The following is a 25,699-nucleotide window of genomic DNA, read 5'->3' as shown; positions in this document are numbered from 1 at the left end:
CGTCATGCCGACCGCCGGGTGGCGGCGGTCGCGAGGCCGACGAGCGCGGTACGCGCGGTCTCGTCGACGGCGACGGTGTCGAGCGCCGACAACGCGTCCTCGATCCGCTCGTCGATCATCCGCTCGATCCGGTCGACCGCACCGGTGTCGACCACCACCTCGGCCAGCCGCGCGATCTCCGGCTCGTCGGCGCGGGGGCCGGTGCCGTCCAGCGCCCGGCGCTGGGCCGGGGTGGCCAACTGCCGGGCCAGTATGAGCAGGGCGGTCGGTTTGCCGGTGCGCAGGTCGTCGCCGGCCGGCTTACCGGTCGTGCAGGGGTCGCCGTAGACGCCGAGCAGGTCGTCGCAGAGTTGGAACGCCTCGCCGACGGAGCGGCCGTAGCGGTTGTACGCGGTGATCAGTGCGGGATCGCCGGCACCCGCCAGGCTGGCGCCGAACAGCAACGGGCGCAGGACGGTGTAACTGGCGGTCTTGTAGCGGGCCACCCGGAGCGCCCGGTCCACCGACCAGTTGGTCGGATCGGTCTCGCCGAGGATGTCGAGGTACTGCCCGGCGACCGTCTCCACCCGCATCCTGTCGTAGCCGCGCCGGACCTCGAGCAGTTGGGGCGCCGGGAGCGCCGTGCGGGCCAGCAGTTGGTCGGCCCAGACGATGCAGAGGTCGCCGATCAGCACCGCGACCGCCTCGCCGAAGCGTTCGGAGTCTCCGTTGCGCCCGTCGGCCGCATGTCGGGCGGCCACCGCCACGTGCGCCGTGGGTCGGCCCCGCCGAGTGGTGGATGCGTCCATCACGTCGTCGTGGACCAGCGCGAAGGTGTGCAGCAGTTCCAACGCGGCCAGGGCGGGCAGCACCGGTTCGACCGGTTGGTCGCCGCCGAGCACACCGCGCCATCCCCAGTAGGCGAAGGTCGGGCGGACCCGCTTGCCGCCACCGAGGACGTAGTCGCGCGCCGTGGCGGCGAACTCACCCATGGCTGCGTCGATTTCGCCCAGCGCGCCGACCTCGGCGGCGAGGAACTCGGCCAGGATCCGGTCGACCGCCACGATGATGTCGCGGGTGTATGCGGCCAGTGCGGCCTGGATCGGATCCTCTCCATCGACCGACTGTTCAGGCACCACATGGAGCAGGTTACCCGTTGGTCCGTCGTTGGCCATGGGGCTGAGCGTACCCTAAAGTCCAAGATGCGTCGATCGATGCGTCGATTTAGAGGAGGGGCCGTGGACCTGGATCTCGCCGCCGCCTACCGCAGGTGCCGTGAGCTGCACAGACGTCATGGCCGCACCTACTATCTCGCCACCCGACTGCTGCCCGCATGGAAACGACGCCATGTGCACGCTTTATATGGATTCACCCGGTACGCCGATGAGATCGTCGATCAGACCGAGGCCCTGCCGCCGGTCGAGCGCGCCGCCCAGCTCGACCACTGGGGCGGGCGGTTCGTCGCCGGGCTGCACGGCGAGCGGGTCGACGACCCGCTGCTGCCGGCGGTGCTGCACACCATCGCCGTCTTCGATCTGGACCGGGAGGACTTCGCCGCGTTCCTCAAGAGCATGGCGATGGACCTGACCGTGACGTCGTACCGCAGCTATGGCCAACTGCTGGACTACATGGAGGGATCGGCGGCGGTCATCGGCACCATGATGCTGCCCATCCTGGGCAGCTCCGACCCGTCGGCCGCCCGGGAGCCGGCCCGCCAGCTCGGCTTCGCGTTCCAGCTCACGAACTTCATCCGGGACGTGGCCGAGGACCTGGGGCGGGGGCGGACGTACCTGCCGGAGGAGGATCTCGCCGCGTTCGGGGTGACCCCGGACGACCTGGCGGGCTGCCGGGCCGTCGGCCGGGCCACCGAACCGGTGCGTGCGCTGATCCGGTACGAGGTGGGCCGGGCCCGAGCGCACTACGCCGCCGCGGCACCCGGGGTGACCCTGCTCGACGCCGGCTCACAGGCCTGCATCCGCACCGCGTACGCGCTCTACGGCGGGATTCTCGACGAGGTGGCCGCCCAGGGCTACGACGTGTTCGTCCGGCGGGCCACCGTGCCGCAGCGACACCGGGTGGCGGTGGCCGGCCGTGCCCTGCTCACCCCGACCGGTACGCCGGTCGTGCCACCCGGGCCGCCGGTGCCGGCGGCCGGCGTACTGCCCGGGCCGGTGGTGCGGTAGCCGGGCTGCCACCGCGTCGCGACTTCCGCCGGCGGTGCTGGGGTGGCCCGTGGGTCGGCGGTTCTGGGGTGGCCCGTGGGTCGGCGGTGCGCCATGCTGGCGGGATGGCGGAACCGGAACTGGTGAACGTGGATGTGGTCGTGCTCGGGCTCGGGGTCGGTGGCGAGGAGGTCGCCGGCCGGCTCGCCGAGGCCGGGCTCACCGTAATCGGAATCGAGCGGAACCTGGTCGGCGGGGAGTGCCCGTACTGGGGCTGCATCCCGAGCAAGATGATGATCCGGGCGGCGAACGCGATCGCCGAGGCGCGCCGGGTCGACGGATTGGGCGGCAGCGTGCAGCTCCGCCCCGACTGGGCGCCGGTGGCGAAACGGATCCGCGACGAGGCCACCGACAACTGGGACGACCGTGCCGCGGTGCAACGGTTCATCGGCAAGGGCGGGCGCCTGGTCCGGGGCAGCGGCCGGCTCGACGGGCCGGGCCGCGTCCGGGTCGGCGACACGGTCTTCCAGGCCCGGCACGGCATCGTGCTGGGCACCGGCACCAAGGCGTCGGTGCCGCCGATCGACGGGCTGACGGACACGCCGTACTGGACGAACCGCGAGGCCGTCGAGGTCGAGGAACTGCCAGGGTCGCTGCTGGTGCTGGGTGGCGGGGCGATCGGGCTGGAGTTGGCCCAGGTGTTCGCCCGGTTCGGCGTACGCGTCACCGTGGTGGAAGCGGCGGACCGGGTGCTCGCCGTCGAGGAGCCGGAGGCGTCGGAGGCGGCCGCCGCCGCGCTGCGCGCCGACGGCGTCCAGATCCGTACCGGGGTCAAGGCGGCGCGGATCGAGCACGGCTCGGGTGGCTTCACGCTGCACGGCGCCGCCGGGGAAAAGCTCAGCGCCGACCGGCTGCTGGTGGCCACCGGGCGCCGCGCCCACCTGGACGAGCTGGGGCTGGAGACGATCGGGGTGGACGTCGGCCGACGGTACCTGTCGGTCGACGACCGGCTGCACGTGACCGACGGGGTCTGGGCGGTCGGCGACGTGACCGGCGAGGGTGCCTTCACCCACGTCGCCATGTACCAGGCGGGCATCGTCGTCGCCGACGTGCTCGACCATGCCCGGCGGGCCGGCGACGGCGCGGATCCCAGCGGCACCGCCAGCGCCGTCAGCGGCGCGGTCGGCGCGGCCAGTTCGTTGGCGGCCACGGGATCGAGCGGCTCGGCGGGCTCGGTGCCCCGTGCCGACTATCGGGCGCTGCCCCGGGTCACCTTCACCGACCCCGAGGTCGGCGCGGTCGGCCTGACCGAGCAGCAGGCCCGCGAACGCGGCATCAACGTGCAGGTCGGCTTCACCAAGCTCTCCTCGTCCAGCCGGGGCTGGATCCACCGGACCGACGGTGAGGGCTTCATCAAACTGATCGCCGACGCCGACCAGGGAGTGCTGGTCGGGGCCACCTCGGCCGGTCCGGCCGGTGGCGAGGTGCTGTCCGGGCTGGTGGTGGCCGTGCACGCGGCGGTGCCGCTGGCCCAGCTCCGGCACATGATCTACGCGTACCCAACCTTCCATCGCGCCATCTCCGACGCACTCCACAACCTCAATTCATGACCTGACGCCACCCCCACCCCAGCCCTTCCTCCCCGCCGATCTTGCACTTTCGGTCGCCGTTTTGTCGGTTGCGTAGGCCTTTGTCCCGACGCAAAGTGCAAGATCGACGGGGAGGAGGGCTGGGGTGGGGGTTGGGGAGATTGTGGGGTGGTGTTGAAGGGGTGGCGTCGAGGGTGGTTGGTGATTTGTCCCGGGCGACCGGTTTGCGACCGCGATCGGCGGGAAGTCGGTAACCGTGCGAGCCTTGTTGACGAAGATCGAGCAAGCGTCCGGCCTGGACCGGTTCGGCGACCGGTTGCAGAGTGTGGTGCAGGGCGTCCTCCGCCCGCAGCGGGTCCGCGACCTGCTGCACGGGGTCTGGCTCGGGCACCCGCTGCACCCGGCGATGGTGCAGGTGCCGGTCGGCTCCTGGATCAGTGCGGCCGTGCTGGACCTGATGCCGGGCCAGCGACGGGCGGCCACCACCCTCACCGCGGTCGGCACCCTGAGCGCGGTGCCGGCGGCCGTCGCCGGGCTCAACGACTGGGCCGCGCTGGCCCGGGACCAACGCCGGGTCGGGCTGGTGCACGCCGCGGCGAACACCGTCGCGCTGGCGCTGTACGGCGGCTCGCTGGCCGCGCGGTTCACCGACCGGCACAACCTCGGGCGTACGCTCGGCTGGCTCGGACTGAGCGCCGCCAGCGCGGGCGCCTACATCGGGGGGCACCTCGCGTACAAGCAGGGTGCCCAGGTGAACTTGAGCGTCGCCGACCTGCACCTGATCAGCGACGGCTGGCACTCCATCGCCGAGTTGGCCGAGCTTCCGCAACGGGAGCTGGTCACCCGCAAGGTGGACGACGTGTCGCTGATCGTCTACCGGCACGGTGACGAGGTCACCGTGATGCTCGAGCGCTGTCCGCACCAGAGCGGCCCCCTCGGCGAGGGCGAGGTACGCGACATCGACGGGCACGTCTGCGTGGTGTGCCCCTGGCACGGCAGCACGTTCCGGCTCAATGGCGGCGAGGTGGTGCACGGGCCGTCTCCGAACGACCAGCAGGTCCTGCCCACCCGCATCGTCAACGGCGTGCTGGAAACCCGCCTGCCCTGAAGCACACCGGCCGGCGGGGCCACCCATGATCGTCTGCGTTTCGGTGTTCGCCGCCCCGGCGGGTCGTGTCACTGAAGCGCAGACGATCGGCGGTAGCAGGGCGGTCAGTCCCTGCGGTGGCGGCCGGCCGGTAGGCCCGACGGCGGGCTGACCGGTACCCGTTGCCCCCCGACGGCGCGCGCCACCGCTACCCGCCGGCGCATGCCCAGCACGGCGCCGATCTGCGCGCCGACGATGCTCGCCACGGCGAGCACCGCGGAGACCGCGAGCGGCCGGTTCACCCGGTCGGGTTCGCTGGCGCTGGCCGCGCCGACCGTCACCACCGGTGGGTGGCCGCCCGTCACGTGGTCGCCCGGCGGCGCGTGTTCTCCGCCCTTCGGCGCGGGCGCCACGGGTGTGAGGTTGCCGGTTTCGCTCGGTTGTGGGGTGTCGCCGGGTTGCGCGGGTGCTACGGGCGTGAGGCTGCCGGCCCCGCCCGGGTGTGGGGTGTCGCCGGGCGGCGTCGGTGCCACGGGTGTGCGGATGCCGTCCGGTTGTGCCGTGTCCGGTGCCTGCTGCTTGCGCTCGGCCCGCTCGGGCGTGGCCGGACCGGGGGAGGGAGGCGTCGCCGCCCGGGTGACCAGACGGCCGGTGGCGTGTGGCCGGGAACCCTGGTCCGCCGCCTCGCCCGGCAGCTTGATCAGCTGGCCGGGGCGGATCCGGTCCGGATCACGCAGCCGGTTGAGGGCGGCCAACTCCCGGTAGTCCTCGAAGTCGTCGAGGTACCGCTCGGCGACCTTGCCGAGGTAGTCACCCTTGGCCACCCGGTAGACCGGTGCGCCGGAGGATGCCGGGCCACCGTCCCGGGCCGCCGCTGCGGGGCCGGCCACCTGCAACTGTGCGGCCGCTGTCCCCGATGCGGCCACCCGCAACTGTGCGACCGCTGTCCCCGGTGCGGCCACTTGCATCGGTGCGGCCGCGGCAGGGGCGACCCTCGCGGGCGCCGTCATCGCCGGTGCGGCGGCGTAGGCCGGGGCGGCGTACGTGCCGGCGTACGCCGTGGTGGCGGCGGTGGCGGCCGGGCTGGCGGCCAGGATCAGCGCGACCGACCCGACCAGCGCCGCTGCCGCCCGCTGCTGCCGGCTCATCCCGGGCAGCCGGGGCGCCGGCCGGCGCAGCGCCTGCGCGCCCACCTCGACGAGTACGGAGAGGACGAACGTGGCCCAACCGAACCACCCGGCCAGCGCCAGCGCCCGCAGGAAGAGCTGCCCGTCGTCGCGGCTGGTCAGCGCGGTGCCGATCTCCGCCAGCGTGGGTACGTGGTCGGGCAGCGGGTTGCCGGCGAAGGCCAGCAGCGCGATGGGCCCGCCGGCCAGCAGGCCGACCAGCACGATGAGTGCCCCGAAGCCGGTGAGCATCCGACCGGCCCGCCGTGCGGCGGTTCCACCCGATGCGGTCATGGCCACCTTCCTTCCCTAGGGTGCCCCGGTCAGCGCCCGCGCGGTCGCCTCGCCGGAGACGGTGACGGTGTTGGAGAAGCCGAAAAGGCCGAGCACGGCCCGGCGGTAGGTGATGGTGACGCGTACCTCGATCAGGGTTTCGCCGTTGACCACCGGGAAGCTGACGCGGTGACCGCTGGCCCCGGCGGCGGAGAGGTACCGCGCGACGGCCCGCCGGGCCTGGGGCCGGTCGATCCGCTTGGGCCCGCCCTCGATCGCGGTGGCCCGGTCGATGGCCTGGCCCCCCGTGCGGGCCGCCTCGGCGGCCAGGTTCTCGGCGCGTTGCAGGGCACGGAGCTGACCTGCGCCGTCGAACGCCATGCCGATGACGGCGAGCACCCCGAACAGGGCGACGGCGAGGAAGACGCTCACCCGCCCGGCATCGCCACGGCCCGCGCTCATCCCCGGCTCCGGTAGCGGTCCAGTGGCGAGGTGAAGGCCACGGTGATCCGCTTGCCCGCCGGCATGCTCTTCAGGGCGGGCAGCTTGATGTCCCGGTAGGAGACCGTGCAGGCGACCTCGACGGTGACCGAGGCGTCCTGCCCGACCTGGCTGCGGAAGGCCGCGTCGAAGCTGGTGGACCGGCCGTCGACCGTGCCTCGGAAGGTCACCCGTGGGGCGTCGGCGCAGGACACTCCCCGCCAGTCGAGTTGCCGGCGGGCCGCGTCCCGCGCCTCCCGACGGGCGGTGGTGGCGTCCCGGGAGATCGACGCCGCTCGGGCCGCGTCGTGCGCGGCGGCCTCGAGCGCCTCGCTGGCCACGGCGGTACGCCCGGCGACGCCGGCCAGCACCATCAGCGCCACGAAGGCGGGCGCCAGAACGGCGACCTCGATCGAGACCGATCCCCGGCTCACGGTGCGCTCCATCGCTCCACCGTTCCGTGTGCGCTCTGCCGGACCGAGAACTCGACCCCGGGTACAACCGACAAGGACCGGCCGGTGACGGTGCAGGTCACGTCGGTGTCGGTGATGACACAGCTCGGTCCCGGCTTGTCCCAGTCGACCAGCCAGTCGCCGGCCTGGTGGAGAAACTTCGTGGCCCGCTCCGCGCCGGCCCCCGCCGGGGCCTGGTGGAGCCGCTGCGCGTTGACGCCGCTCTGCGCGGCGTTGAGCGCGGTCGAGCGGGCCACGAAAACCGCGGCGACCTGGATCGAAGCGAACAACATCAGCAGGATCGCCGGCAGCGCCACCGCCAGTTCGACCGGGTTGCCGCCCCGCTCCGGGAAGGGATCGGGCAGCCGACGATGCCGGACGGCCACGGCCATCCGGCACCACCCGGTGGACAGGACGTCGCGCACGGATCACTTCGGGTCTTGATGCTTCGGGATGTTGTCCATCCAGTCGTTGGCGGCGCCGAGGGCGGCGGCGGTCACCGCCATCGCCACGGCCACCAGGCCGAAGATGATCACAGCGGTGGGTACCGGACTGTCGCCGCGGTCGCCGCGCAGCTCGGCCAGTCGCGCGCGGAGCGCGACGTGCAGATAGGTGAAGACGGACACTGCTTGCTCCTTTGCTCGGGAGGAGAGGGGAGGTCAGAGGCGGGCCAGGAACGGGTAGATGGCGAAGCCGAGCAGGACGAAGACCAGCAGCGCGCCGGGGATGTCGAGCCGGCTGGTCACCCCCTCGGCCCGGGCCAGGTTGTCGGTGCGGATCTGGTCACGCAACGAGTCGGCCCGGCTGCGCAGGGTCTCGTGCACCTGCGCGCCCTCCTTGCCGGAGGAGCGCATGATCGCGCCCACGTCGCCCAGTTCCGGGATGCCGATCCGGTCGGCGAGGTCACGCAGTTCGTCCCAGGGCGAGTGCATCTGCATCTGGGCGATGCGCAGCGCCTCGGAGATCCGGTCGAAGACCCAGCCCTCGCAGATCGCCGCCGCCCGCTCCAGCGACTGCACCGGACCGTGCGCGGCGGACAGTTGCAGCGCCACCAGATCCAGGTAGGTGCAGACCGCCTGGCGGAACTCGTCCCGGGCGGCCTCGGCGCGGACGATCATCGACCGGTGCGCGATCAGCGCGCAGAGCAGCGCCAGGCCGAGACTGCCCAGCACCGGCACGGCCACCGGCAGCGCCACGCCGACGGTGAACAGTGTGGCGCTGACCAGGGCCGGTCCGGCCAGCCCGACCAGGGCCGACAGCAGCAGGGACAACGCGTACTGCTCGGGGGTGCGGTCGAGCAGGGCCAGTTGCCGGTGCGGCGGGCGCAGCCAGCGGGCCAGCCCGGTGAGCCACTCCAGCCGGCGGTCGGCAGGGTCGAGCCGGGCCCCTGCCGGCTGGTGCAGCCGGCGCAACGCCGGGCCGAGGGCGGGGGTCGCCGGCACCAGTTCCCGGACCACCAGGAAGACACCCAGTCCGATCGCGGCGCCGCCGGTGACGGCGACGGTCAGCAGCCAGTTCACGCCACCACCTCCGCCGGGTCGGGTGCCGGCAGGAAACGGGCCGGTCGGGGCGGCTGGCTCATCGAACGCACCCAGGCCAGCAAGCCCACGAAGGCGGCGCCGAGCACCGCCATCACCACCTGGCCGACCGGCGTGCCGTACGGCCGGACGTATTCGGTGTTCAGCAGCCCGTACGCGATGGTGGCCAGGGTCATCCCGGTCAGGAAACGGACCGCGAAGCGCGGCTGGGTGCGTTTGGCCTCGACCTCCCGGCGGGTGGCCACCTCGGCCGCCGCCGCCGAGGCGATCGAGCCGAGCACGTCACCGAGCCGGTCGCCCCGGTCGGTCAGGTGCAGGATGAGCGCCGCGACCACCTGGTCGCAGACCGGGTCGCCGATCTCGTCGGCGAAGGCCAGCAGGGCGGCGCGGGCCAGCCAGCCGGCCTGGAGCCGGGCGACGAGCAGCCGTACCTCCTCCTGAATCTCCTCCGGGGCGGTGGGTACCGTGCCGATGATCGCCTGTTGGAGCCCCTGGCCGGTGGCGGAGACGTCCTTGAGCCGGCGGGTCCACTCGCCGACCGCCTCGATCCGGGCGATGGCCCGCTGCTCGGCCCGGCCCACGGAGAACAGCCACGGGGTGCCGGGCACCGCCACCGCGACCAGCAGGCCGACCACCGGCAGGCCGGTCAGGAGGAAGGCCAGCGCCCCGGCGACCAGCGCACCGACCAGCAACGCCTGGTGTGCCCGACGCTCGCGCAGGGTGCCCGAGCCGTGCCAGAGCCGGGCGATTCCCGGTCCCGCGCCGGGGGCCCGGCCGGGCGGGCGCCGGGTGCCGACGAGGGCGACGACCGCCAGCACCAGCCCGGCCACGCAGGCCGCCCCGGAGACCATCGCGATCAGTTCGATGTTGTCGTGCACCACTCACCGCCGGCCGAGTCGGGTCTGCTTGGGTCGGCGCCAGGCGCCCTGGCCGGCCTCGATCCAGCGGCTCAGCAACCGCGCGTCGTAGCCCACCCGCAGCAACTGCTCCCGGACCCGCTCGGGCAGGTGTCGCGGCACCGCCCGGCCGTCCGGCCCCGGCCCGAACACCTGCGTGGTGGCGATCCGACTGCCCTCGCTGACACCGAGCACCTCCTCGACGTGCGAGACGTACCGGTGTTTACGCCCGCCGATGCCGGTCTCGTCCTCGACCGTGACGTAGACGATGAGATCGAGCGCGTTGCCGGCCATCCGGCGGGCCTGGTCGACCGTCATCTCCCGACCGTGCGCCAGCGCCAGCTCGATGATCCGTTCGCTCACCCCGCCCGGGCTACGCGCGTGGATTGTGCACATCGAGCCCCGGCTGGTGGTCATCGCCTGGAGCATCGGCACGATCTCCCGGGACCGCACCTCGCCCACGATGATCCGCAGTACGCCCATCCGCAGCGAGACCGGGATCAGGTCGGCGATGCTCACCTCGCCGGCCGGCCGGCCGTCCGGCCCGCGTTCGCCGTGCCCCTCCCGGGCTTCGAAGCTCATCACCGCCCGGTGCCGCTCGGTGCGTCGGGCCGGCAGCAGCTCGCGGCTCTCCTCCAGCAGCACGTACGGCTCGTCCGGTGGGATATCGCTCATCAGTGCCCGGATCACGGTGGTCTTACCGGCCCCGGCCAGCCCGGCGACCATGACGTTCAGCCCGGCCCGCAGCGCCGCGCGAAGGAAGTCGCGCAGCAGCGGGTCGATCATTTCGTCCAGGTCGCCGCGGGCGCCGGCCAGGTCGTCCAGGGTCACGTCGAGGGTGTTGTGTTTCCGGATCACCGCGTACGGGCGGTGGCTGACCAGGAACACCGCCGCGAGCCGGCTGCCGTCGGGCAGTTGCAGGTCGAGGGTGGGCTTCGAGGTGGACAGCGAGCGTTCGGTCGCACCGGCCCGGCGGGCCGCCGCCTGGAGGATCTCCACCAGCTCGTCGTCGCTGTCGGCGATCGGCTCGGCCCACTCCACCCCGCCGCCGTGCCGGGTGACGCGTACCTGGTCGCAGCCGAGGATGTGCACCTCCTCGATGGTGTCGTCGACGAGCAGCGTCTGGAGCCGGCCGAGACCGGCCAGCTCGGCGGTGACCTGGTCGAGCAGCAGTCGCTCCTCGCCGGCGGGCATCGGAGTGCCGGCGCGGCGTACCGAGTCGGCGTACTCGGCGACCAGCTCCACCGCGAGCCGGGCCCGCTCGGTGTCCTCCTCGTCGACGCTGAACTCCCGGCCGCGCTGCCACCGGGTGAGCCGCTCGCTCAGCTCCCGCCGCAGCTCGCGGACCACCTGGAAGTCGACTCGGGGGCGGGGTGGCGCCTCGGGCGACACCGGCACCACGGCTACCGGCACCGGGTGGTGCTGCCGGCCGTTGGCCGGTGGCAGCGGTGGGGCGGTCGAGGTGACCCCGGGCGGTTGCCGGCGGGGATCCGACGAGACGGGTTCAAACCGCATCCGGCACCCCCTGGGAGACCGGCCACGCCAACCGCGCCCGCCGGTGCTCCAACAGGGCGCCGACCGGCACCTCCAGCCCGCGGGCCGCGCGCAGCAACGGCCGTCCGGTGCGAACGGTGCCGCCCAGGCTCAACACCTCGGCGGTACGCGGATCGTGTGGCAGCCGGGCGATCACCGGCAGCCCGAGCGCCTTGCCGATCTCGCCCTTGCCGTGCCCGCCGCCGACCAGGAGCAGCCGCAGCGTCCCCGGCGGCACCCGGTGCTCGGCGAAGTCCCGACCGATGGCGTGGATCGTGGCGCGGGCGCTGGACAGGTCCGGCAGCTGTGCCCGGGCCACCACCAGCACCACCGACGCGGCGCGCAGCAGCGGCCACGGCGCACCGACCGCGTGCAACCGGCCGCAGTCGACCAGCACGTCGTACGGCGGGTTGCCCTGATCGAGCCCGGTGAAGAAGTCGGCGAAGCGTTGCCAGAGCGGGACGACGCTGCCCGTCTGCGCGGGATCGATGACCCCGGGCAGCAGCAGGCGTTCACGGTGTGGCGCGTCCAGGTCGACCAGCTGTGACCAGAACGCCGTCTCCAGGTTGCCGTCGCGCAGCTCGCCGACGGCCAGTTCGCCGATGCCGCGCCGCCCGTCCAGCGCACCGCCGAGGTAGCCGGCGAGCACCGAGCCGCCGGCCGGGTCGCACTCGGCGAGGATCAGTCGCCGGTGCCAGCTCAACGTGCAGGCCAGTGCGGTGGTGGTGACCCCCGGCGAGCCCTTGGCCGAGACCAACGCGATGAGCGCCATGCTCAGGCTGCCCGGGTCAGCACGAGGGCGATCCGGTCCTGGGCGGCCAGCGCCACCACGGCCGGTACGTCCCGGACAGCGAGGGCCAGGTAGACCACCACCTCGTCGCGGCCTTCGGTGCTGACGGCGTCGGTGACGGTGGCGGTGAACCGGGTGGCGCCGCCGGACGAGCCGCTGCTGCTGTCGTCGCGCGGGGTGCTCACCAGCAGGACCTCGTCGCCGGGGCGGAGCTTCGGGGCGGGCACCTGGGCCGCGCGCAGGCCGAGCGCGAGCTGTTGCTGCCCGGGGCCGAGCAGCGGTTCGTCGGTGAGCTGCGCCATGGTCAGCAACGTTCCCGGGGTGAGCGAGACGGCGGCCCGCATGCCGACCACGTCGGCGAGTTGGCCGGCCGGCACCGGGTCGAGCCCCTGCCCGCCGGCCACCTGCACCGACACCAGGTCGTCGGCGCTGAGCACGCTGCCGACCTCGATCGTCCGGGCCACCGCCAGGTAGCTGCCGGTCGCCCGGACCGAGGTGACCGCGAACGCCGAGCCCAGCCCGCCGAGCGCGATCAGCAGCACGGCCAGGCCGAGCAGGCCAGGCCGCACCCGGCGCTGCCGGACCACCCGGGGTGGGGCGACCGGTGCGTCCACCGGAGAGGTTCCGTCGCGGGTCGCCACGCTCATCGGGTCACCACCTGAAGTTCGTTGATCTGGATGTCGACCGGGTTGGTGATGCGGGTGACGCCAGGAATGTTGCCGGCCTGGCCGCTGCTGCTGCGCCACTCGACGGTCCAGTACGCGGTTGCCCGGACCTGGTACGCCCCGGCCTTCGGGTAGCCGCTGTGGTAGCCGCAGTCGGGTGAGCGCCGACCGGCGCGTGGGCCCTTCGTGTCGTACGCGGTGCCGGGCCCGGTGCAGGTGACCTCGATCCCGTTGCCCATGTCCCAGACGACCTTCTCGACCTTGGCTTCGATGGTGACGGTCAGGCCCCGGTCCGTCGCGGAGGCTTCGAGCGGGCCGAACTGGTTGCGACCTCGCTCGGCCCACATCCACACCGGCAGGCCGACCAGCCCGGGGCCGATGCGCTTGCGCGGTGCGACCGATGCCCGGGGCGCGAGCAGGGTGATCGAGGCGAAGGCCCGGCGGGCCAGTTCCTCCGGGTCCGGCGGGGCGCCGAAGCCCGGTGGCGGTTCGGCCAGCAGCCGAAGGCTCACATCGCTGATCGCGCCGCCGTAACAGCTACGCGTGTAGTACTGATAGCCCGGGGGAGGCTCCTCCGGTGGCGACTCGGCGATCTTGTAGTAGCAGCCTTCGCCGCTGTTGAACCAGCCGAGGGCCTCGTCGTAGCAGGGAATGGTCCGCCCCTCCCACTGACAGACGCCCCCGCCCCCGCCGCCGTTGCCGCCCCCGCCGTTGCCGCCTCCGCCGTTGTTGCCGCCGCCTGGTGTGCCCGGGTCGTCGTCCCAGACGTCGCAGTTCGGTTGGGCGGGCGGGCAGCCGGCGCCGGGGCCGGCCGCGGTCGCCGGCACCGCCGGTCCGGTCGCCAACAGCAGGGCCAGGCCGGCAGCGAGCAGGGCTTGCCGGCCACCGATCAGCCATCGGCGGCCTGCGCCGCGAGGACGGTCAGCGGTGTCGCGGGTGTCGATCTGGCCGGCGGTCCGGCCGACCCGGGTCGTGGCCGGGGTCAGCACGGCTGGTCCTGGTGGGCCGTGCCGGCGCTGATCCGCCAGCGACCGTCGGGATGGCGGGTGGCGGTCGCGGTGGCCAGATGCCGCGTGCCGCGCGTGCCGGGCACCGCCTTCCGGTCCTTCACGTAGACCATCCGGTAGCCGGTGGCGTCCACACAGTCCTGGATCTCCACGCTGGGCGGCTTCCCGTCCAGGTGCACCGAGATCACCGTGGGATCGGAGCGCAGCGTGCCGACGCTGACGGCGCCGTGCCGGTGGGCCTGGAGAAGGCTGAACCGGACCCGGGTCAGCAGCGGGTCGGCCAGGAACCGGTCGAGTTCCGGGTGTTGTGGGTCGCTCTGCCGGCTCGCCGTACGGGAGGCGGCCAGGTATCCGGCGTAGGCCTCCAGGGCCGCCTCTTCCGCGGCCCGTTCGTCGGCGGCCCGCTCGGCGCCGATGGCCTTGACCCGATCCTTGCCGGTGCCGACGGTCACCTCCGGTGGGTCGCCGCAGGCGGAGGTGGTGCCGACCGCGGCCACCGCGACCAGGCCGGCCGTCCAGCGGCTCAACTGCCGTGCTCGCACCGTCGTGCCCTCCTCGGTGCCGGCCCGGCGACCGCCGTCGCCGGCGTCTGGGGGCATGCGGCGGCGCCGCGGGAAGGGCCGCTGACGGCCCTGTCCAATACGCAGCCGCATTTACCCTTGCGGATCACTTACAAGTGCTCTGTCCTGGGTGGTCGTGCCGATGGACGTGGGTTGCATCACATCCAAGGGGCGAGCATAGGCTGATGCCGGCCGATGCAACAGAGGCAGTTCGTCCGAACACGGTGAGTTACGAACGGTGGTGGTCCCGGATGGGTACCCGCAGGTCGTCGGGGTTGCTCGGCGTCGCGCGGTCGTCGGGCCGGTGCGGCTCGCGGCCCGGCTCGGTCTGGCTCCCGGCGATGTGCCCGGCGGCCGGCCGGAATAGGGCGGGAAATAGCGGCTCGCCCGATCCGTCCCCCCGAATAACGAGGCGAATTTGGCGACAATTGCATTCGATGGGAATTCCGCCGTCTGCATTGAAGCGTTTCGGCGCCGTCGCGTCCGCCCCCGGTGGAGCCGTCTCCCGACGTTCGGGTCGCCACCCGAACCAAGCGGGCAGATTACGGTCCGTGTTCACTCTCTCGGGTTGGTCGGCATGAGCCGGCCGCCGGCCGCCAGCCCGGTGCGCCACGAGAACCCGCTCGGCGGCCCGCCACCGGAACGCTTCCGTCTCCGCTGGCCTCGGCCGCTGGCCGTGCTGGCGCTCGCCCCACTGCTGCGGTACGCGGTCGCCCGGCACGCCGTACCGCCGGGAACCGCTCGACGCAGCGGCTGCGACGCCTGCGGTACGCCGATCGGCCTGGCCCGCCCGTGGCCGGCGCTCGGCCCACGGGCGCGGTGCGGCGGGTGCGCTGCCCGGGTCGGGGCACCGCCGGGCACCGCCGAGTTGACCGTTGCCGCGGTCGCCCTGGTGCTGCTGCTGGCCCGTCCGCCCGCCGGGGAACTGATCGCCACGGCCTGGTGGCTGGCCTTCGCCGTGCCACTGGTCTTCGTGGACGTCGCGGTGCACCGGCTGCCCGACCGGCTCACCCTGCCGGCGGCGGCCGGCACCTGGCTGCTGCTCGGGCTGACCGCCCTGGCCGGCGCCGGGGCGGCACCGTGGCTGCGCGCGATCGCCGCCGCGCTCGGGCTGGCCCTCTTCTTCGCCACCACCACGCTGCTGCTCGGCGCGCGTGGCTTCGGCATCGGCGACGCCAAGCTCGCCCTGGGTGCGGGCGCGCTGCTCGGCTGGTACGGCTGGACCGTCCCGGTGCTCGGGCTGCTGCTCGCGCTGACGCTCTCCGGCCTGGTCGCGCTCGGGCTGCTGGTCACCCGGCGCGCCGCCTGGTCCAGTCACCTGCCGTTCGGGCCGTACCTGGTGCTCGGCACCCTCGCCGCACTCCTGCTGGCCTGGTGAGTCATCGGGCGGCGAGCGGGGAGACGGCCACCGCCGGCTGCGGTGCGACCAGCGCCTGCTTCCGGACGCCCCGGACGATCAGGTAACCGAGGATCCAGAACTCGCCCACGGAGGCGGGGATCACGAGAAGGTCCGCGACGATTCCCGCGCCGGGGGCGAGGTACGCGACGAACACCGGCCACGAAGAGCCGCGGCCGGATGATCAGGAAGCCGAGTCCGCCGGCGACGGCGAGGCTGAGGTAGAACAACCCGGTCGTACGGGCGGTGCGGATCAGCGGGTGCATGACGGCTCCTCAGGTTGCGGGTCAGCACCGGTCGGCTCCGCCGCCATGACGGCCGAAGGCGGCAGGCACCTTACGCAGTAAGGCAACCATACGGCGTAAGGTAAAGGAAGAGGGGGGTCGATGGGAGCGAGGAAATCTCGGGAGCCGCTGAGCCGTGAGCGCGCCCTGGCGGCGGCGATCGCGCTGGTGGACGCGGAAGGGCTGGCGGCGCTGACCATGCGTCGGCTCGCCGCTGGGCTCGGTGTCGAGGCGATGTCGCTCTACTATCACCTGCCCGGCAAGGAGGGCCTGCTCGACGGCTTGGTCGAGGCCGTCATCGGCGAGATCGAGGTGGCGGTCGGCCGGGCCGAGGCGACGGCGGCCGGCGGCGACTGGCGTACGCGACTGCGGGGCCGCTTCCTGGCCGCGCGGGCGGTGATGCTGCGGCATCCCTGGGCACCAGCCCTGCTCAGCTCCCGCCCCACCATTCCCGTCGGGGTGTACGGCTACTACGACGGGATCATCGCCACGCTGCGCGACGGCGGATTCTCGTACCGGATCGCCCACCGGGCCCTGCACGCGTTCGGCAGCCTGGCGCTCGGCTTCGCCCAGGAGGTCTTCCGTCCGGCGGCGGCGGGCGGCGCCACCGATGTCGAGGCTGCCGAGACGGACCTGGCCGCGATGGCCGAGGCGCTGCCGCACCTCACCGCGATGGTCGCCGCCGAGGCACACGCCGCCGAGGACCCGACGCTCGGCTGGTGCGACAGTCAGACCGAGTTCGAGTTCACCCTCGACCTGCTCTTCGACGGCCTCGAGCGGGCTCGGGAATGACCGCAGCGAATTGCCGTGGCGAATCTGTCAAGTGGGTCGTCTTGAGACTGGCGAAAACCCGGGCCGTCGATGAGCCGTCCGGGCGGCATTGATGCTCGGCTAACCTGTTCCGGTGTCAACCGTGATCGTCTTCGAGACCCACTCGTGGAGTGAGGACAATGAGCGCGGCGTTGCGACCGGTTGGTCGCCGGGCCGGCTGTCGGAGCGAGGGCGGGAGCTGGCGGCGCAGCTCGGCGGGCGCCGCCGCGCCGACGGCATCGACGCGGTGTTCACCTCCGACGTGCGTCGTTCGGTCGAGACAGCGGAGCTCGCCTTCGCCGGCAGTGGGATTCCCATCCTGCACGACTGGCGGCTGCGGGAGTGCGACTACGGCGCCCTGACCGGTATCCCCGCGATCGAGTTGCACCAGGGTCGCCGGCGCTATCTCGACCAGCCCTATCCCGGCGGCGAGAGTTGGCGGCAGGCGGTGCACCGGGCCGGGCGCTTTCTCGCCGACCTGCCGACTCGATGGGACAATTGCCGGATCCTGGTCATCGGTCATGTGGCCACCCGCTGGGCGATGGACCATTTCCTCGACGGCGTGCCCATCGAGGAGCTCATGGCCGTTGACTTCGACTGGCGCGAAGGGTGGGAATACCGGCTCCAGGACCCCGTGCTGCGTCAGCGCTCGGTCAACGCGCGTACGGTCTCTTCGGGTAGCGGCCGGTCGCTGTAGAGCAGCCGTACGGCCGAGGCGTCCGGATTCCCGGCGTCCGCACCACGCCAGACCAGCCCGAGCCCGATCCGCTCGACAGTCCGCCGAGACCGTTCGTTGCTCTCCAGCACGTACGCGGTCACCGGCAGGTCGGCGCGTAGCCGTCCCGCCGCACTCGTCGCCGCCGCGCTGATCTCCTGCGCGTACCCGCGCCCCCAGAAGCGGGGCACGATGCGGAAGCCGAGATTCCACGCGACGTCGTAGCGGACGAAACAGCCGCCGATGCCGACGAAGGTGCCGTCCGGGTGGTGGGCGACCCACATGCCCAGCCCGTCGCGGTGCCAGGCGGTACACCAGTTGTCGAGCATCCGTTCGGTCTGTTCGATCGTGTGGTGGCGGCTCACCGGATCGGGCCTCCACGCCTGCGGGTCGGTGTACAACGCGAACAACCGCGGCAGGTCCCGTCGATCCGGCTTGCGCAGCATCAACCGCTCGGTCTCGGTGGGGTACTCCGGATCGGTCACCCGCTCATCGTCGGTCAGCGACAGCACGCGCCCAAGCAATTAAGAACCTGAGCAGAGTTCTGTCGCTAACAGAAGGCCGTCGGCTGGTCGAGAGGGATGGCGCCGGTCCCACGGCGCTGACGGAGTCGATGGGTCAGCGCCGCCTCACCCCCCTCCACTGCCTTTGCTCTGCTTCAAGCCACGCAACGGGTTCGGCGGCAAACCGTTGCGTAGGTTGAAGCAGAGCAAAGGGGCCACAAACCCAGGTGAGGACCGGGCCGGCAGTGCTGCCGTCGATCAGTCGAGCCCCACCGCAGCGTGCGCAACATCAAGCTGTACGAGCGCGCCGGCGATGCCCGCAGCCGCGTCGACAGCACCTCGGGCGGCATCGTTCACCTCACCAAACAGCGGAGGACCACCTGATATTTGACGCGGCAACTAATTCGCCGTACAGTAGTGGTTGAGAGTTCAACTACCCGTGAAGTAGTCGGCAGTCACATCGCAGCCTGGAGGTAGCAGCCATGACCAACTCCGCCGTCTCCACCACCGCAGCCGCCGACGCCCGGATTCCCGCCGAACACCCGTTCGCCGCGCACCTACGGCACGCGGCCGCGATGGAACGCGCCGAGCCGCACCGGCCGTGGACGCCCGCGGCCGGTCCGCTGCCGGCGCTCTACATCAGCCACGGCGCGCCGATGCTGTTTGAAATGCCCGACTGGATGACCCAGCTGCACACCTGGGCCAGGGCGCTACCGAAGCCGCGCGCGATCGTGATCGTCTCCGCGCACTGGGAGTCAGCGCCGTTGAGCATCACCAGCAGTCAGCCGACCGAGCTGGTCTACGACTTCGGCGGATTCCACCCGATGTACTACCGGATGCGCTACGACACCCCGCCGGCTGCGGAGCTGGCCCGGCAGGTCGTCGGGCTGCTGCCGGATGCTGAGCAGGTCCACGAGCACCGCGGCCGCGGGCTGGACCACGGCGCCTGGGTGCCGCTGAAGATCATGTACCCCGACGCCGACATTCCGGTGCTGCAGCTGAGCATGCCCACCCACGACCCGGACCGGCTGATGGCACTGGGTCAGCGGCTGAAGGCGCTGCGGGAGAGCGGGGTGCTCGTGATCGGGTCGGGCTACATGACCCACGGGCTGCCCTTCATCGACTGGCACAACCTGGACCAGGTGCCCGGCTGGTCGGCTGACTTCGACCAGTGGGCCGCCGACGCCCTGACCCGCGGCGACGTCGACCAGCTCGCCGGATTCCGCTCCAAGGCTCCGGGCATGCCGTACGCGCACCCCACCGTGGAGCACTTCACCCCGCTGTTCGTCACCCTCGGTGCCGCCACCGACCCCACCGCATCCACCACCGTCATCGACGGCTACGCCCTCGGTCTGGCCAAACGCTCCCTGCAGGCCGCCTGACCGCGCAGGCTCCCGGCACCCAACGGCACCGGGAGCCTGTCACCATCCCGGCGCCACGCCGTCGACCTGGTTTCCTCCGTCCCGACACCGCACCCGAAGCAAGCCGTCGAGCATTCGGCGTAGCCCGAACTCGAACCAGGTGTCGAGGTCTTCGTCGGGGTCGGTCTGGCTGGCTGCCGTCAGCCACGGCCGTTGTTGGAGGCGGCCGGTGCGTTCGAGCCGGAGCCGGGTTGCTGAGTGCCAGGTGCGCCAGGTGCAGTGATCGTTGTCGGCTGGCGGGCGTCGGATGAGCAGGGCCATGCCCTGGATGTAACCGCTGAGGACGAGGTAGGCGCGGTACGCCTCCGCGGGATCGAACCCGGCCTCGGTCAGTACCGACACGACGCGGTCGACCATGGCGAGTACGGCGGGACCGGTCGGCGGCCGGTCGCTGGCAAGAACGGTCAGAAGCCAAGGGTGCCTGCGGTACATTGCCCACTCGTCTTGGGCGAGGTGTGCCAACTGTGCCCGTGGATCGTCCTGCGATGGGATGGTGCGGGACCGGTGCGCGTCGATGACGTGCTCGGCCATCCTGCTGAGCAGGTCGCTGCGGTTGCGTACGTGGCGATACAGCAGGTGGGCGGGGAGGCCGGCGCGATCGGCGAGAAGCCGCATGGAGACGCTCTCGATGCCGAGGCTGTCGGCGAGCTCGATCGCGACGGCCACCGGGTCGGGGTCGTCGCGCGCAGGCGGCGCGTCGACCCCTTTCGACGATGTGATCGGGCCGTGGTCACGGCGTCTGCGGTACGCGCGCGCCCGGCAGCTACGCGAGCAGTAACGGCGTGGCCGTCCCCGGCCCGCCCCTGCCGGCAGGTCGGCTCCGCACTCGGCACATCTGATGGTGGCATCCCTTTCGGGCGCTTTTCGTCACGCCGGATCGTGTGACGAAACTACTGTACGGACACCGAGGGTCTTTACAAGGCTCGATGCCATGAATGTGCTCCGATCTGACTGGCCGGGCCGCGGCCGACCGGGACCGTCGTTCGACAACGACCGGACCAGTGACAACGCCCAGACCAGCGACGATGCCCGGATCAACGTCGTGGACGCGTTGCGCGGGACGGCGCTGCTGCTCATCCTGCTGGTCAACGTGTCCTTCTTCGCCTCCGGATTTGCGTTCCACCTGGTCGACGATCCGGCGCACGGTGCGCTCGACCGGCTGGTCGAAGGTGCGGTCGAGTTGCTGTTCGCGATGAAGGCGTACCTGTTGTTCTCGTTCCTGTTCGGCTACAGCTTCACTCTGCAACTCGATTCGGCGGCCCGGCGTGGGGCGGCCTTCGGCTGGTCGTTCCTGCGCCGGCTGTCCGGGCTGTTTGTGCTGGGGGCGCTGCACGCGGTGCTGCTGTTCCACGGCGACATCCTCACCACGTACGCGGTGCTCGGTCTCGTGCTGCTCGCCGTTCGCCGGATCGAGCCGCGTACCGCCCTGCTCGTAGCGGCGGCCATCGTGGGCGTGGTCGCGTTCGTGATGGGTCTGGCTGCGGTCTCCGGTGCCGCGCTGGTCCCGGACGAGGCCGCCGCGCTCGCCGCCGGCGCGCATTCGGCGGAGGCCCTGCGCGGCGGATTCGGTGATGTCGTCCTGGAGCACCTGCGTTCGTTGCCGGCCATGCTCGGTGGGCTTGCCGTGCAGGGGCCGTTGGCCTTCGCCGGGTTCCTCGTCGGTCTCGCCGCCGGCAAGCACCGGATGCTCGCTGCCGTGCACAGCCACCAGGATCTGCTGCGTCGATGCGAGCAGGTCGGCTATCCGGTCGGCCTGGCCGGTGCCACCCTGTTCGCGGTCGGCGGCGGCACCGCGAACGTGACCGGCCTGATGGTCAGCATCGTCACCGCGCCGTTCCTCGCGGCGGCCTACGCCGCGACCCTGCTGCGTCTGTTCACCCGGCGGCCGCGCGTCGCGGACGCGTTGGCGCCTGCGGGACGTATGGCCCTGACGAACTATCTCGGCCAGTCGCTCGTCTGCCTGCTCGTCTTCACCGGCGTCGGGCTGGGCCTGGTCGGCCGTACCTCGCCGGCGCAGACCCTGCTCATCGCAGTGGCGATCTTCGTGCTACAGGTGGCGGCCAGCTGGTGGTGGATGCGGCGGTTCCGGTACGGCCCCGCCGAATGGGTGTTGCGCGCGTGGACGCACCGCAAGCGGCCCACCATGCGGCGATAGACGCATCTGCTTGATGGTGTCGAGGACGTCGCGTGCGGCGTGGGCCACTGCGCAGTCGGGGGTGTGGCAGATCGGGCAGGTGCGACGGCGGGGATGAGCAGGTCGACCAGCCGCTGCCCGACCCGCCGTCGCACGATCAGACCATCCAGACCAGGCAGAACGGGTGGCCGTCCGGGTCCGCGTACACTCGCCAGTTTTCCCCGTCGCCGGGCAGCCGGGTCGCACCGAGCTCGAGCACCCGAGGCTCGGACGCGTCGATGTCTTCGACCAGAAAGTCCAGGTGCAATTGCTGCGGGTGTGCAGGATCCGGCCACCGCGGCGGGTTGTAGTCGGCCACCGGCTGGAAGAAGATCTCGCCCATTGGGGTTGGCTCCTCGGCGCCGATCCAGGCCATCTTGTCCTGTGAGTACTTGACCTTGTATCCGAGCAGGGCCGCGTAGAACGCCGACAGCGGTTCACCGTCGGGGCAGTCGATGGTGACCGCGGACGTCGTGATGGGCTCGGTCTGCTCGTAGGCGCACAGGCAGAAGGGGTGCCCGGCCGGGTCGACCATCACGTTCCAGTTGCTACCGCTGCCAATCTTTCGCGCGCCGAGCTTCTCGGCCTCAGCCGTGGCCGCAGCCAGGTCGGCCACCCGAAAATCCATGTGCATCTGCTGCGGGTGCCCCGGGTCGGGCCACTGCGGCGCTACATGGTCGGGGGCGGCCTGGAACCCGAGCCGCCAACCGTCACCGGTGAGGGCCGTCGCCCACTCGTCGTCGGCGTACTGCTCCTTGCCGCCGGTCAGGGCGACGTAGAACCGGGCCAACCCCCGATGATCACGCGCGTCGAACACCACGGTCTTGAGTTGAAAACTGCTAGCACCTGCCATGCCGAGTGATCCTGCCACCGACCACCGACACAAACGGCTGGCCTACGGACCACGCGATAATCCGAGGGCCGAAGGCGGAAGGAGACAGGCCATGCGCCATTGGCCGCGTGGACGTTGGTAGCGGTGGAACGAGTCGTGCGGTGACCAGCCGCGCCGGTGAAGCGTTCTCGACCGACCGGGCCATCTACGACATCGAGGCGCTCCTCGCCGTGGACCTACCGGCCGGCGGCTCGGCAGTCAGGGAGGGGGACCCAGAAACCGGGGAGTGGACCGCCACCAGGGGCGATGGCTTCGAGATCAGGCCGATCTGGGAAAGCGAAGGGCTCACCGGGGTGTACGGGAGGGACTGGAACGAGGCGGAGGAGGCCGCAGCGGAGAACCTGGCTCTCGTCGTACGCGAACTGGACCGCCGATGGGGTCCCCACCGGCCGGTTTCCATGCGCGTGCCGCTCTTTCGTGCTCGGGCCGGCGAACCGATACTGCCGCTCTTTCAGTCGCTGTGCGATGTGGACTGTTACGGCGATCTGGCCGTGTGGGAGCCGGTGAACCCCAGCGGTCGGTGGGTCGGGGTTTCCGTCAACCAGTGCGACGGCGATGCCCCGATGATCCTGACGGCGGTCGTCAGCAACCGACCGATCATCGAACTCGCGGACTGAACCCGGGCAGGTGGCATCAGGGCCGCATCCACTCAGCTCAGAGTGAGGGTGGGATCCGGGGCGACCACCAGGGCCTGTGATCCCCGACGTGCTGCCAGTCGGGGTCCTGGAAGATGTCCGCGGTGGCTGGTAGGCCCATTTACATAGGCCTACCAGCTGAACCCCTGGTCAAGTCATGTTCATCTACCTGTCACCCAAGATGGACTTCGCAGAAACCGCGATACCTATACGGTTCAACAACACCTACAGGTTTGGGGGAATTTATGAGGAAAGTAACGGCGAAGTGACTCGCGGCGGCGGGCGGAGCTTTCGCGCTCACGTTTGCCGGCATCCTTCCTGTTGCCATGCCGGCATCTGTGGCAGTCGATCAATTCCGAGCGCAACGGCGAACGAGATGGACGCCGAACCGGCGGACGTCGAAGCTGCGGCCTCATGCTTCGCTTGGACGCCGCACATGAGGCGAGTCATCGTCGGCAGCGCCAAGGTGCACAGCAGCTATTACGGGTCATCCCCGGTGATAGCAACGTGGAAGTCCAAGACGCTTTTCCGCATCGACAAGCGCTGCGTGAACGATCACGGAAACCTGTGGTGGCACTCGGACTGCTGCACTGGCGTTAAGGGCTGGATCTGGAACGACTATACAGAGTTCGCCCACTACAACTGACTCAGCTCAAGAATGGCGAGGAGTTCATCGCCTCAGACGCCTCCATCACCTGCGAAATAGAGCGTGCCTTGGAGGCGAGGTGGCTGGGGCGACAAGGTGTAGCGTCCGACCGGACATACAAACTCCTTGTCGCCCTGACCCCTTAGGTGTCGGCCCCTCCGATCCCCACCCCGCAGTCGATGCGAACTCGTGACGCACCCCCGGACATCTACCGGTACGGGCCGGAGGCCCGGATCGATTAGGAGCCGAGGTAGTGCAGGATCGCCAAGACCCGGCGGCTGTAACCGGTCACGTGGGACAGGTCGAGCTTGTCGAAGATCGTATTGATGTGTTTCTCGACCGCGCTCTGCGACACGTGTAGCCGTCCGGCGATGGCGGCGTTGGTGTGTCCCTGGGCCATGTGGTGCAGTACGTCGCGCTCGCGGGGGGTGAGGCGGCTGAGCGGGTCAGTGTGGCTGCTGGCGGACATGAGTTGCCGGACCACCTCGGGGTCGAGGGCCGTTGCGCCGGCGGCGATTCGGTCGAGCGCGTCGAGGAAGTCTTCGACCTGGGCGACGCGGTCCTTCAGGACGTAGCCGACGCCTTCGGACCGGTCGGCGAGGAGTTTGGCGGCGTAGCGTCTTTCGACGTACTGGGACAGGACGAGTACGGCGATGTTAGGCCAGCGGCGGCGGATCTCCAGCGCGGCCCGCAGTCCGTCGTCGGTGTTGGTGGGCGGCATGCGGACGTCGGTGACGACGACATCGGGATGGTGTTGTTCGACGGCGGTGACGAGCTGGTCGGCGTCCGCGACGGCTGCGACCACCTGATGTCCCTCGTCGGCGAGGAGACGGACCAGTCCTTCGCGGAGCAGGGTGGAATCTTCGGCGAGAACTATGCGCATGGAAGTTCCGCCCGGATCATCGTCGGGCCGCCGGCTGGGCTGTGCACGTCAAACTGGCCGTCGAGTGCGGCGACCCGGCGGGCGAGCCCCTGTAGGCCGCTGCCGTGTGGGTCGGCGCCGCCGATGCCGTCATCGCGTACGCTCATCTCGATTTTGGTGTCCCGCGTCTCGATCTTGATGGTGATCAAGGTGGCTCGGGCATGTTTCGCGGCGTTGGTGATCGCTTCGCACGCGACGAAGTACAGCACGGTCTCGATCGGTCGGGCGGGCCGGAGCGGTACGTGGTAGCTGACTTTGACGGGTGTGGCCGATCGTTGCGCCACCATGCTCAGCACCTCGTCCAGGCTGGTGTGGTCGAGTGCGGAGGGGTAGACGCGCCAGGCCACGTCCCGCAGGTCGTCGACGGCGCGCTGCGCGTCCTCGTGCGCCTGCACGAGAAGTTCGCGCGCCTTGTCGGGGTCGCGGCTGCGTCGCGCCCGGCCAAGCAGTATGCCGAGCGCGACGAGGTGTTGCTGTAGCCCGTCGTGGAGGTCGCGTTCGATGCGTTGGCGTTCGGCGTCAACGGCAGCGATGACGCCGGCTCGGCTGACAGCCAGTTCGCTGATCCGCTGGTGCAACGCCTCGCGGGTGCTGGGTTCGAGCAGGCTGCGGGCGAGCCACCGGTCCAGTGTGGCCACGCTGGCTATCGCCTGCAGGTTCACCACCAGCAGGGCTGCACCGATGAGCAGTTGCAGCAGGAACGCGGCGATGGTCATGGTGCCCGCCACGAAAGAGCGCACCACGATGGCGGCGAGTACGGCACCGACCACGAGCAGGCCGACAGTGAGCGCGCCGAGCGCCGCGGGTAGGAGCCGGGCACCGAGATAGCCGAGCACCTGCGGTCCGCTCGCCCGGACCGGGGGCGGGGCTGGTTCCGAGGCGATGACGGCCAGGCGTCGCCGCTCCCACTCCGCGATACGCCGGGTGAGCCGGACGATGATGATCCCGATGCGCCGGCGAACTGTCGGCACAGGCGAGAGCGCGACCATGACGAGCCCGGCGAGGAGCAGGAACAGCACCTCGACCGCAGCGGTCAGGACGCCGACTGCCACGCCCCCCACCGGTCGGCTCCACCGGGCCGCGCGCTTTGTCACCAGGTCCTCCCTCCGTAGCTCAGGTCGTCTC

29 protein-coding genes are annotated in these 25,699 nt (G+C 71.3%); 10 read left to right on the top strand and 19 right to left on the bottom strand.

From position 1 onward, the window contains the following. Positions 1-2 precede the first annotated feature (2 nt). Positions 3-1,154 carry a polyprenyl synthetase family protein gene (locus tag IEY61_RS14735; protein ID WP_189044511.1) on the bottom strand — a complete coding sequence of 384 codons (1,152 nt, stop codon included), beginning with the start codon at positions 1,152-1,154 and terminating at the stop codon, positions 3-5. Positions 1,155-1,217: 63 nt separating this feature from the next. Between IEY61_RS14735 and IEY61_RS14730 the strand changes: the two genes are divergently transcribed. The 3 genes from IEY61_RS14730 to IEY61_RS14720 all read left to right on the top strand — a co-directional run bounded on the left by IEY61_RS14730 (position 1,218) and on the right by IEY61_RS14720 (position 4,838). Further along, the gene (locus IEY61_RS14730; protein ID WP_189044509.1) at positions 1,218-2,162 is read left to right on the top strand and encodes a phytoene/squalene synthase family protein; all 945 of its coding nucleotides are present in this window, start codon (positions 1,218-1,220) and stop codon (positions 2,160-2,162) included. A gap of 104 nt (positions 2,163-2,266) precedes the next feature. Next, a complete protein-coding gene (locus IEY61_RS14725; RefSeq protein WP_189044506.1) occupies positions 2,267-3,751 on the top strand; it encodes a dihydrolipoyl dehydrogenase family protein in 1,485 nt (494 codons plus the stop codon). 235 nt (positions 3,752-3,986) lie between these two features. Continuing rightward, positions 3,987-4,838 carry a Rieske (2Fe-2S) protein gene (locus IEY61_RS14720; protein WP_189044504.1) on the top strand — a complete coding sequence of 284 codons (852 nt, stop codon included), beginning with the start codon at positions 3,987-3,989 and terminating at the stop codon, positions 4,836-4,838. Between the two features lie 104 nt (positions 4,839-4,942). Here the strand turns inward: IEY61_RS14720 and IEY61_RS14715 are convergent, their stop codons facing one another. The 12 genes from IEY61_RS14715 to IEY61_RS14660 all read right to left on the bottom strand — a co-directional run bounded on the left by IEY61_RS14715 (position 4,943) and on the right by IEY61_RS14660 (position 14,216). Next, entirely contained in the window at positions 4,943-6,277 is a 1,335-nt protein-coding gene (locus tag IEY61_RS14715) for a LysM peptidoglycan-binding domain-containing protein (protein ID WP_229705912.1), read from the bottom strand. Positions 6,278-6,292: 15 nt separating this feature from the next. Next, complete coding sequence (locus IEY61_RS14710) at positions 6,293-6,718, bottom strand: hypothetical protein (RefSeq protein WP_189044502.1); 426 nt, start codon at positions 6,716-6,718, stop codon at positions 6,293-6,295. Continuing rightward, positions 6,715-7,182, bottom strand: coding sequence for a TadE/TadG family type IV pilus assembly protein (locus IEY61_RS14705; protein ID WP_189044500.1), 468 nt, complete (start codon positions 7,180-7,182; stop codon positions 6,715-6,717). Before IEY61_RS14705 ends, IEY61_RS14710 begins: the two co-directional genes overlap by 4 nt. Next, a complete protein-coding gene (locus tag IEY61_RS14700; RefSeq protein ID WP_189044776.1) occupies positions 7,167-7,580 on the bottom strand; it encodes a TadE family protein in 414 nt (137 codons plus the stop codon). Before IEY61_RS14700 ends, IEY61_RS14705 begins: the two co-directional genes overlap by 16 nt. Before the next feature lie 36 nt (positions 7,581-7,616). Further along, positions 7,617-7,814 (bottom strand): hypothetical protein, encoded by a 198-nt coding sequence (locus tag IEY61_RS14695; protein WP_189044498.1) that lies wholly within the window; start codon positions 7,812-7,814, stop codon positions 7,617-7,619. A 33-nt stretch (positions 7,815-7,847) separates the two neighbouring features. Continuing rightward, positions 7,848-8,708 carry a type II secretion system F family protein gene (locus tag IEY61_RS14690; protein WP_189044496.1) on the bottom strand — a complete coding sequence of 287 codons (861 nt, stop codon included), beginning with the start codon at positions 8,706-8,708 and terminating at the stop codon, positions 7,848-7,850. After that, positions 8,705-9,577, bottom strand: a complete 873-nt coding sequence (locus IEY61_RS14685) for a type II secretion system F family protein (protein ID WP_229705932.1) — start codon at positions 9,575-9,577, stop codon at positions 8,705-8,707. The genes IEY61_RS14690 and IEY61_RS14685 overlap by 4 nt, the downstream gene beginning before the upstream one ends. Before the next feature lie 30 nt (positions 9,578-9,607). After that, positions 9,608-11,137 (bottom strand): TadA family conjugal transfer-associated ATPase, encoded by a 1,530-nt coding sequence (locus IEY61_RS14680; protein WP_189044491.1) that lies wholly within the window; start codon positions 11,135-11,137, stop codon positions 9,608-9,610. Continuing rightward, a complete protein-coding gene (locus IEY61_RS14675; protein WP_189044489.1) occupies positions 11,127-11,927 on the bottom strand; it encodes a CpaE/TadZ family protein in 801 nt (266 codons plus the stop codon). The genes IEY61_RS14680 and IEY61_RS14675 overlap by 11 nt, the downstream gene beginning before the upstream one ends. A gap of 2 nt (positions 11,928-11,929) precedes the next feature. Then, a complete protein-coding gene (locus IEY61_RS14670) occupies positions 11,930-12,592 on the bottom strand; it encodes an SAF domain-containing protein (RefSeq protein ID WP_189044487.1) in 663 nt (220 codons plus the stop codon). Beyond that, positions 12,589-13,503 carry a hypothetical protein gene (locus IEY61_RS14665; RefSeq protein ID WP_189044774.1) on the bottom strand — a complete coding sequence of 305 codons (915 nt, stop codon included), beginning with the start codon at positions 13,501-13,503 and terminating at the stop codon, positions 12,589-12,591. Before IEY61_RS14665 ends, IEY61_RS14670 begins: the two co-directional genes overlap by 4 nt. 89 nt (positions 13,504-13,592) lie before the next feature. Next, positions 13,593-14,216: a hypothetical protein gene (locus tag IEY61_RS14660; RefSeq protein WP_229705911.1), complete on the bottom strand. Its 624-nt coding sequence runs from the start codon at positions 14,214-14,216 to the stop codon at positions 13,593-13,595. Positions 14,217-14,754: 538 nt separating this feature from the next. Here IEY61_RS14660 and IEY61_RS14655 point away from each other — a divergent pair. After that, on the top strand, positions 14,755-15,555 hold the full coding sequence (locus tag IEY61_RS14655) for a prepilin peptidase (RefSeq protein WP_189044485.1): 801 nt from the start codon (positions 14,755-14,757) through the stop codon (positions 15,553-15,555). 1 nt (position 15,556) lies between these two features. On the opposite strand, the gene IEY61_RS14650 is transcribed toward IEY61_RS14655, so the two are convergent. Next, positions 15,557-15,730 (bottom strand): hypothetical protein, encoded by a 174-nt coding sequence (locus tag IEY61_RS14650; RefSeq protein ID WP_229705910.1) that lies wholly within the window; start codon positions 15,728-15,730, stop codon positions 15,557-15,559. Positions 15,731-15,959: 229 nt separating this feature from the next. Between IEY61_RS14650 and IEY61_RS14645 the strand changes: the two genes are divergently transcribed. Both IEY61_RS14645 and IEY61_RS14640 read left to right on the top strand, forming a co-directional pair. Then, positions 15,960-16,649: a TetR/AcrR family transcriptional regulator C-terminal domain-containing protein gene (locus IEY61_RS14645; RefSeq protein ID WP_189044483.1), complete on the top strand. Its 690-nt coding sequence runs from the start codon at positions 15,960-15,962 to the stop codon at positions 16,647-16,649. A 112-nt stretch (positions 16,650-16,761) separates the two neighbouring features. Next, entirely contained in the window at positions 16,762-17,364 is a 603-nt protein-coding gene (locus IEY61_RS14640; protein WP_189044481.1) for a histidine phosphatase family protein, read from the top strand. Here IEY61_RS14640 and IEY61_RS14635 read toward each other — a convergent pair. Further along, on the bottom strand, positions 17,310-17,894 hold the full coding sequence (locus IEY61_RS14635; protein WP_189044479.1) for a GNAT family N-acetyltransferase: 585 nt from the start codon (positions 17,892-17,894) through the stop codon (positions 17,310-17,312). The genes IEY61_RS14640 and IEY61_RS14635 overlap by 55 nt on opposite strands. Before the next feature lie 473 nt (positions 17,895-18,367). Between IEY61_RS14635 and IEY61_RS14630 the strand changes: the two genes are divergently transcribed. After that, complete coding sequence (locus tag IEY61_RS14630; RefSeq protein ID WP_189044477.1) at positions 18,368-19,267, top strand: DODA-type extradiol aromatic ring-opening family dioxygenase; 900 nt, start codon at positions 18,368-18,370, stop codon at positions 19,265-19,267. Between the two features lie 39 nt (positions 19,268-19,306). On the opposite strand, the gene IEY61_RS14625 is transcribed toward IEY61_RS14630, so the two are convergent. Continuing rightward, positions 19,307-19,972 (bottom strand): TetR/AcrR family transcriptional regulator, encoded by a 666-nt coding sequence (locus IEY61_RS14625; RefSeq protein ID WP_189044474.1) that lies wholly within the window; start codon positions 19,970-19,972, stop codon positions 19,307-19,309. Positions 19,973-20,237: 265 nt separating this feature from the next. Here IEY61_RS14625 and IEY61_RS14620 point away from each other — a divergent pair, with 265 nt between their 5' ends. After that, positions 20,238-21,461: a DUF418 domain-containing protein gene (locus tag IEY61_RS14620; protein ID WP_189044471.1), complete on the top strand. Its 1,224-nt coding sequence runs from the start codon at positions 20,238-20,240 to the stop codon at positions 21,459-21,461. A gap of 136 nt (positions 21,462-21,597) precedes the next feature. Here the strand turns inward: IEY61_RS14620 and IEY61_RS14615 are convergent, their stop codons facing one another. Further along, positions 21,598-22,332, bottom strand: coding sequence for a VOC family protein (locus tag IEY61_RS14615; RefSeq protein ID WP_189044469.1), 735 nt, complete (start codon positions 22,330-22,332; stop codon positions 21,598-21,600). 140 nt (positions 22,333-22,472) lie between these two features. Between IEY61_RS14615 and IEY61_RS14610 the strand changes: the two genes are divergently transcribed. Together IEY61_RS14610 and IEY61_RS14605 are read left to right on the top strand one after the other, a co-directional pair. Continuing rightward, entirely contained in the window at positions 22,473-22,988 is a 516-nt protein-coding gene (locus IEY61_RS14610; RefSeq protein WP_189044467.1) for a hypothetical protein, read from the top strand. 175 nt (positions 22,989-23,163) lie between these two features. Next, positions 23,164-23,652 carry a hypothetical protein gene (locus IEY61_RS14605; RefSeq protein WP_189044465.1) on the top strand — a complete coding sequence of 163 codons (489 nt, stop codon included), beginning with the start codon at positions 23,164-23,166 and terminating at the stop codon, positions 23,650-23,652. 238 nt (positions 23,653-23,890) lie between these two features. On the opposite strand, the gene IEY61_RS14600 is transcribed toward IEY61_RS14605, so the two are convergent. Further along, positions 23,891-24,535 (bottom strand): response regulator, encoded by a 645-nt coding sequence (locus IEY61_RS14600; RefSeq protein WP_189044463.1) that lies wholly within the window; start codon positions 24,533-24,535, stop codon positions 23,891-23,893. Then, entirely contained in the window at positions 24,526-25,668 is a 1,143-nt protein-coding gene (locus tag IEY61_RS14595) for a sensor histidine kinase (RefSeq protein ID WP_229705909.1), read from the bottom strand. Before IEY61_RS14595 ends, IEY61_RS14600 begins: the two co-directional genes overlap by 10 nt. Between the last annotated feature and the right edge of the window lie 31 nt (positions 25,669-25,699).

Source organism: Micromonospora sonchi, assembly GCF_014646235.1.
Taxonomy (GTDB): Bacteria; Actinomycetota; Actinomycetes; order Mycobacteriales; family Micromonosporaceae; genus Micromonospora; species Micromonospora sonchi.
The sequence above is the reverse complement of the archived record's forward strand: the minus strand, read 5'-3'. Positions and strand labels throughout refer to the sequence as shown.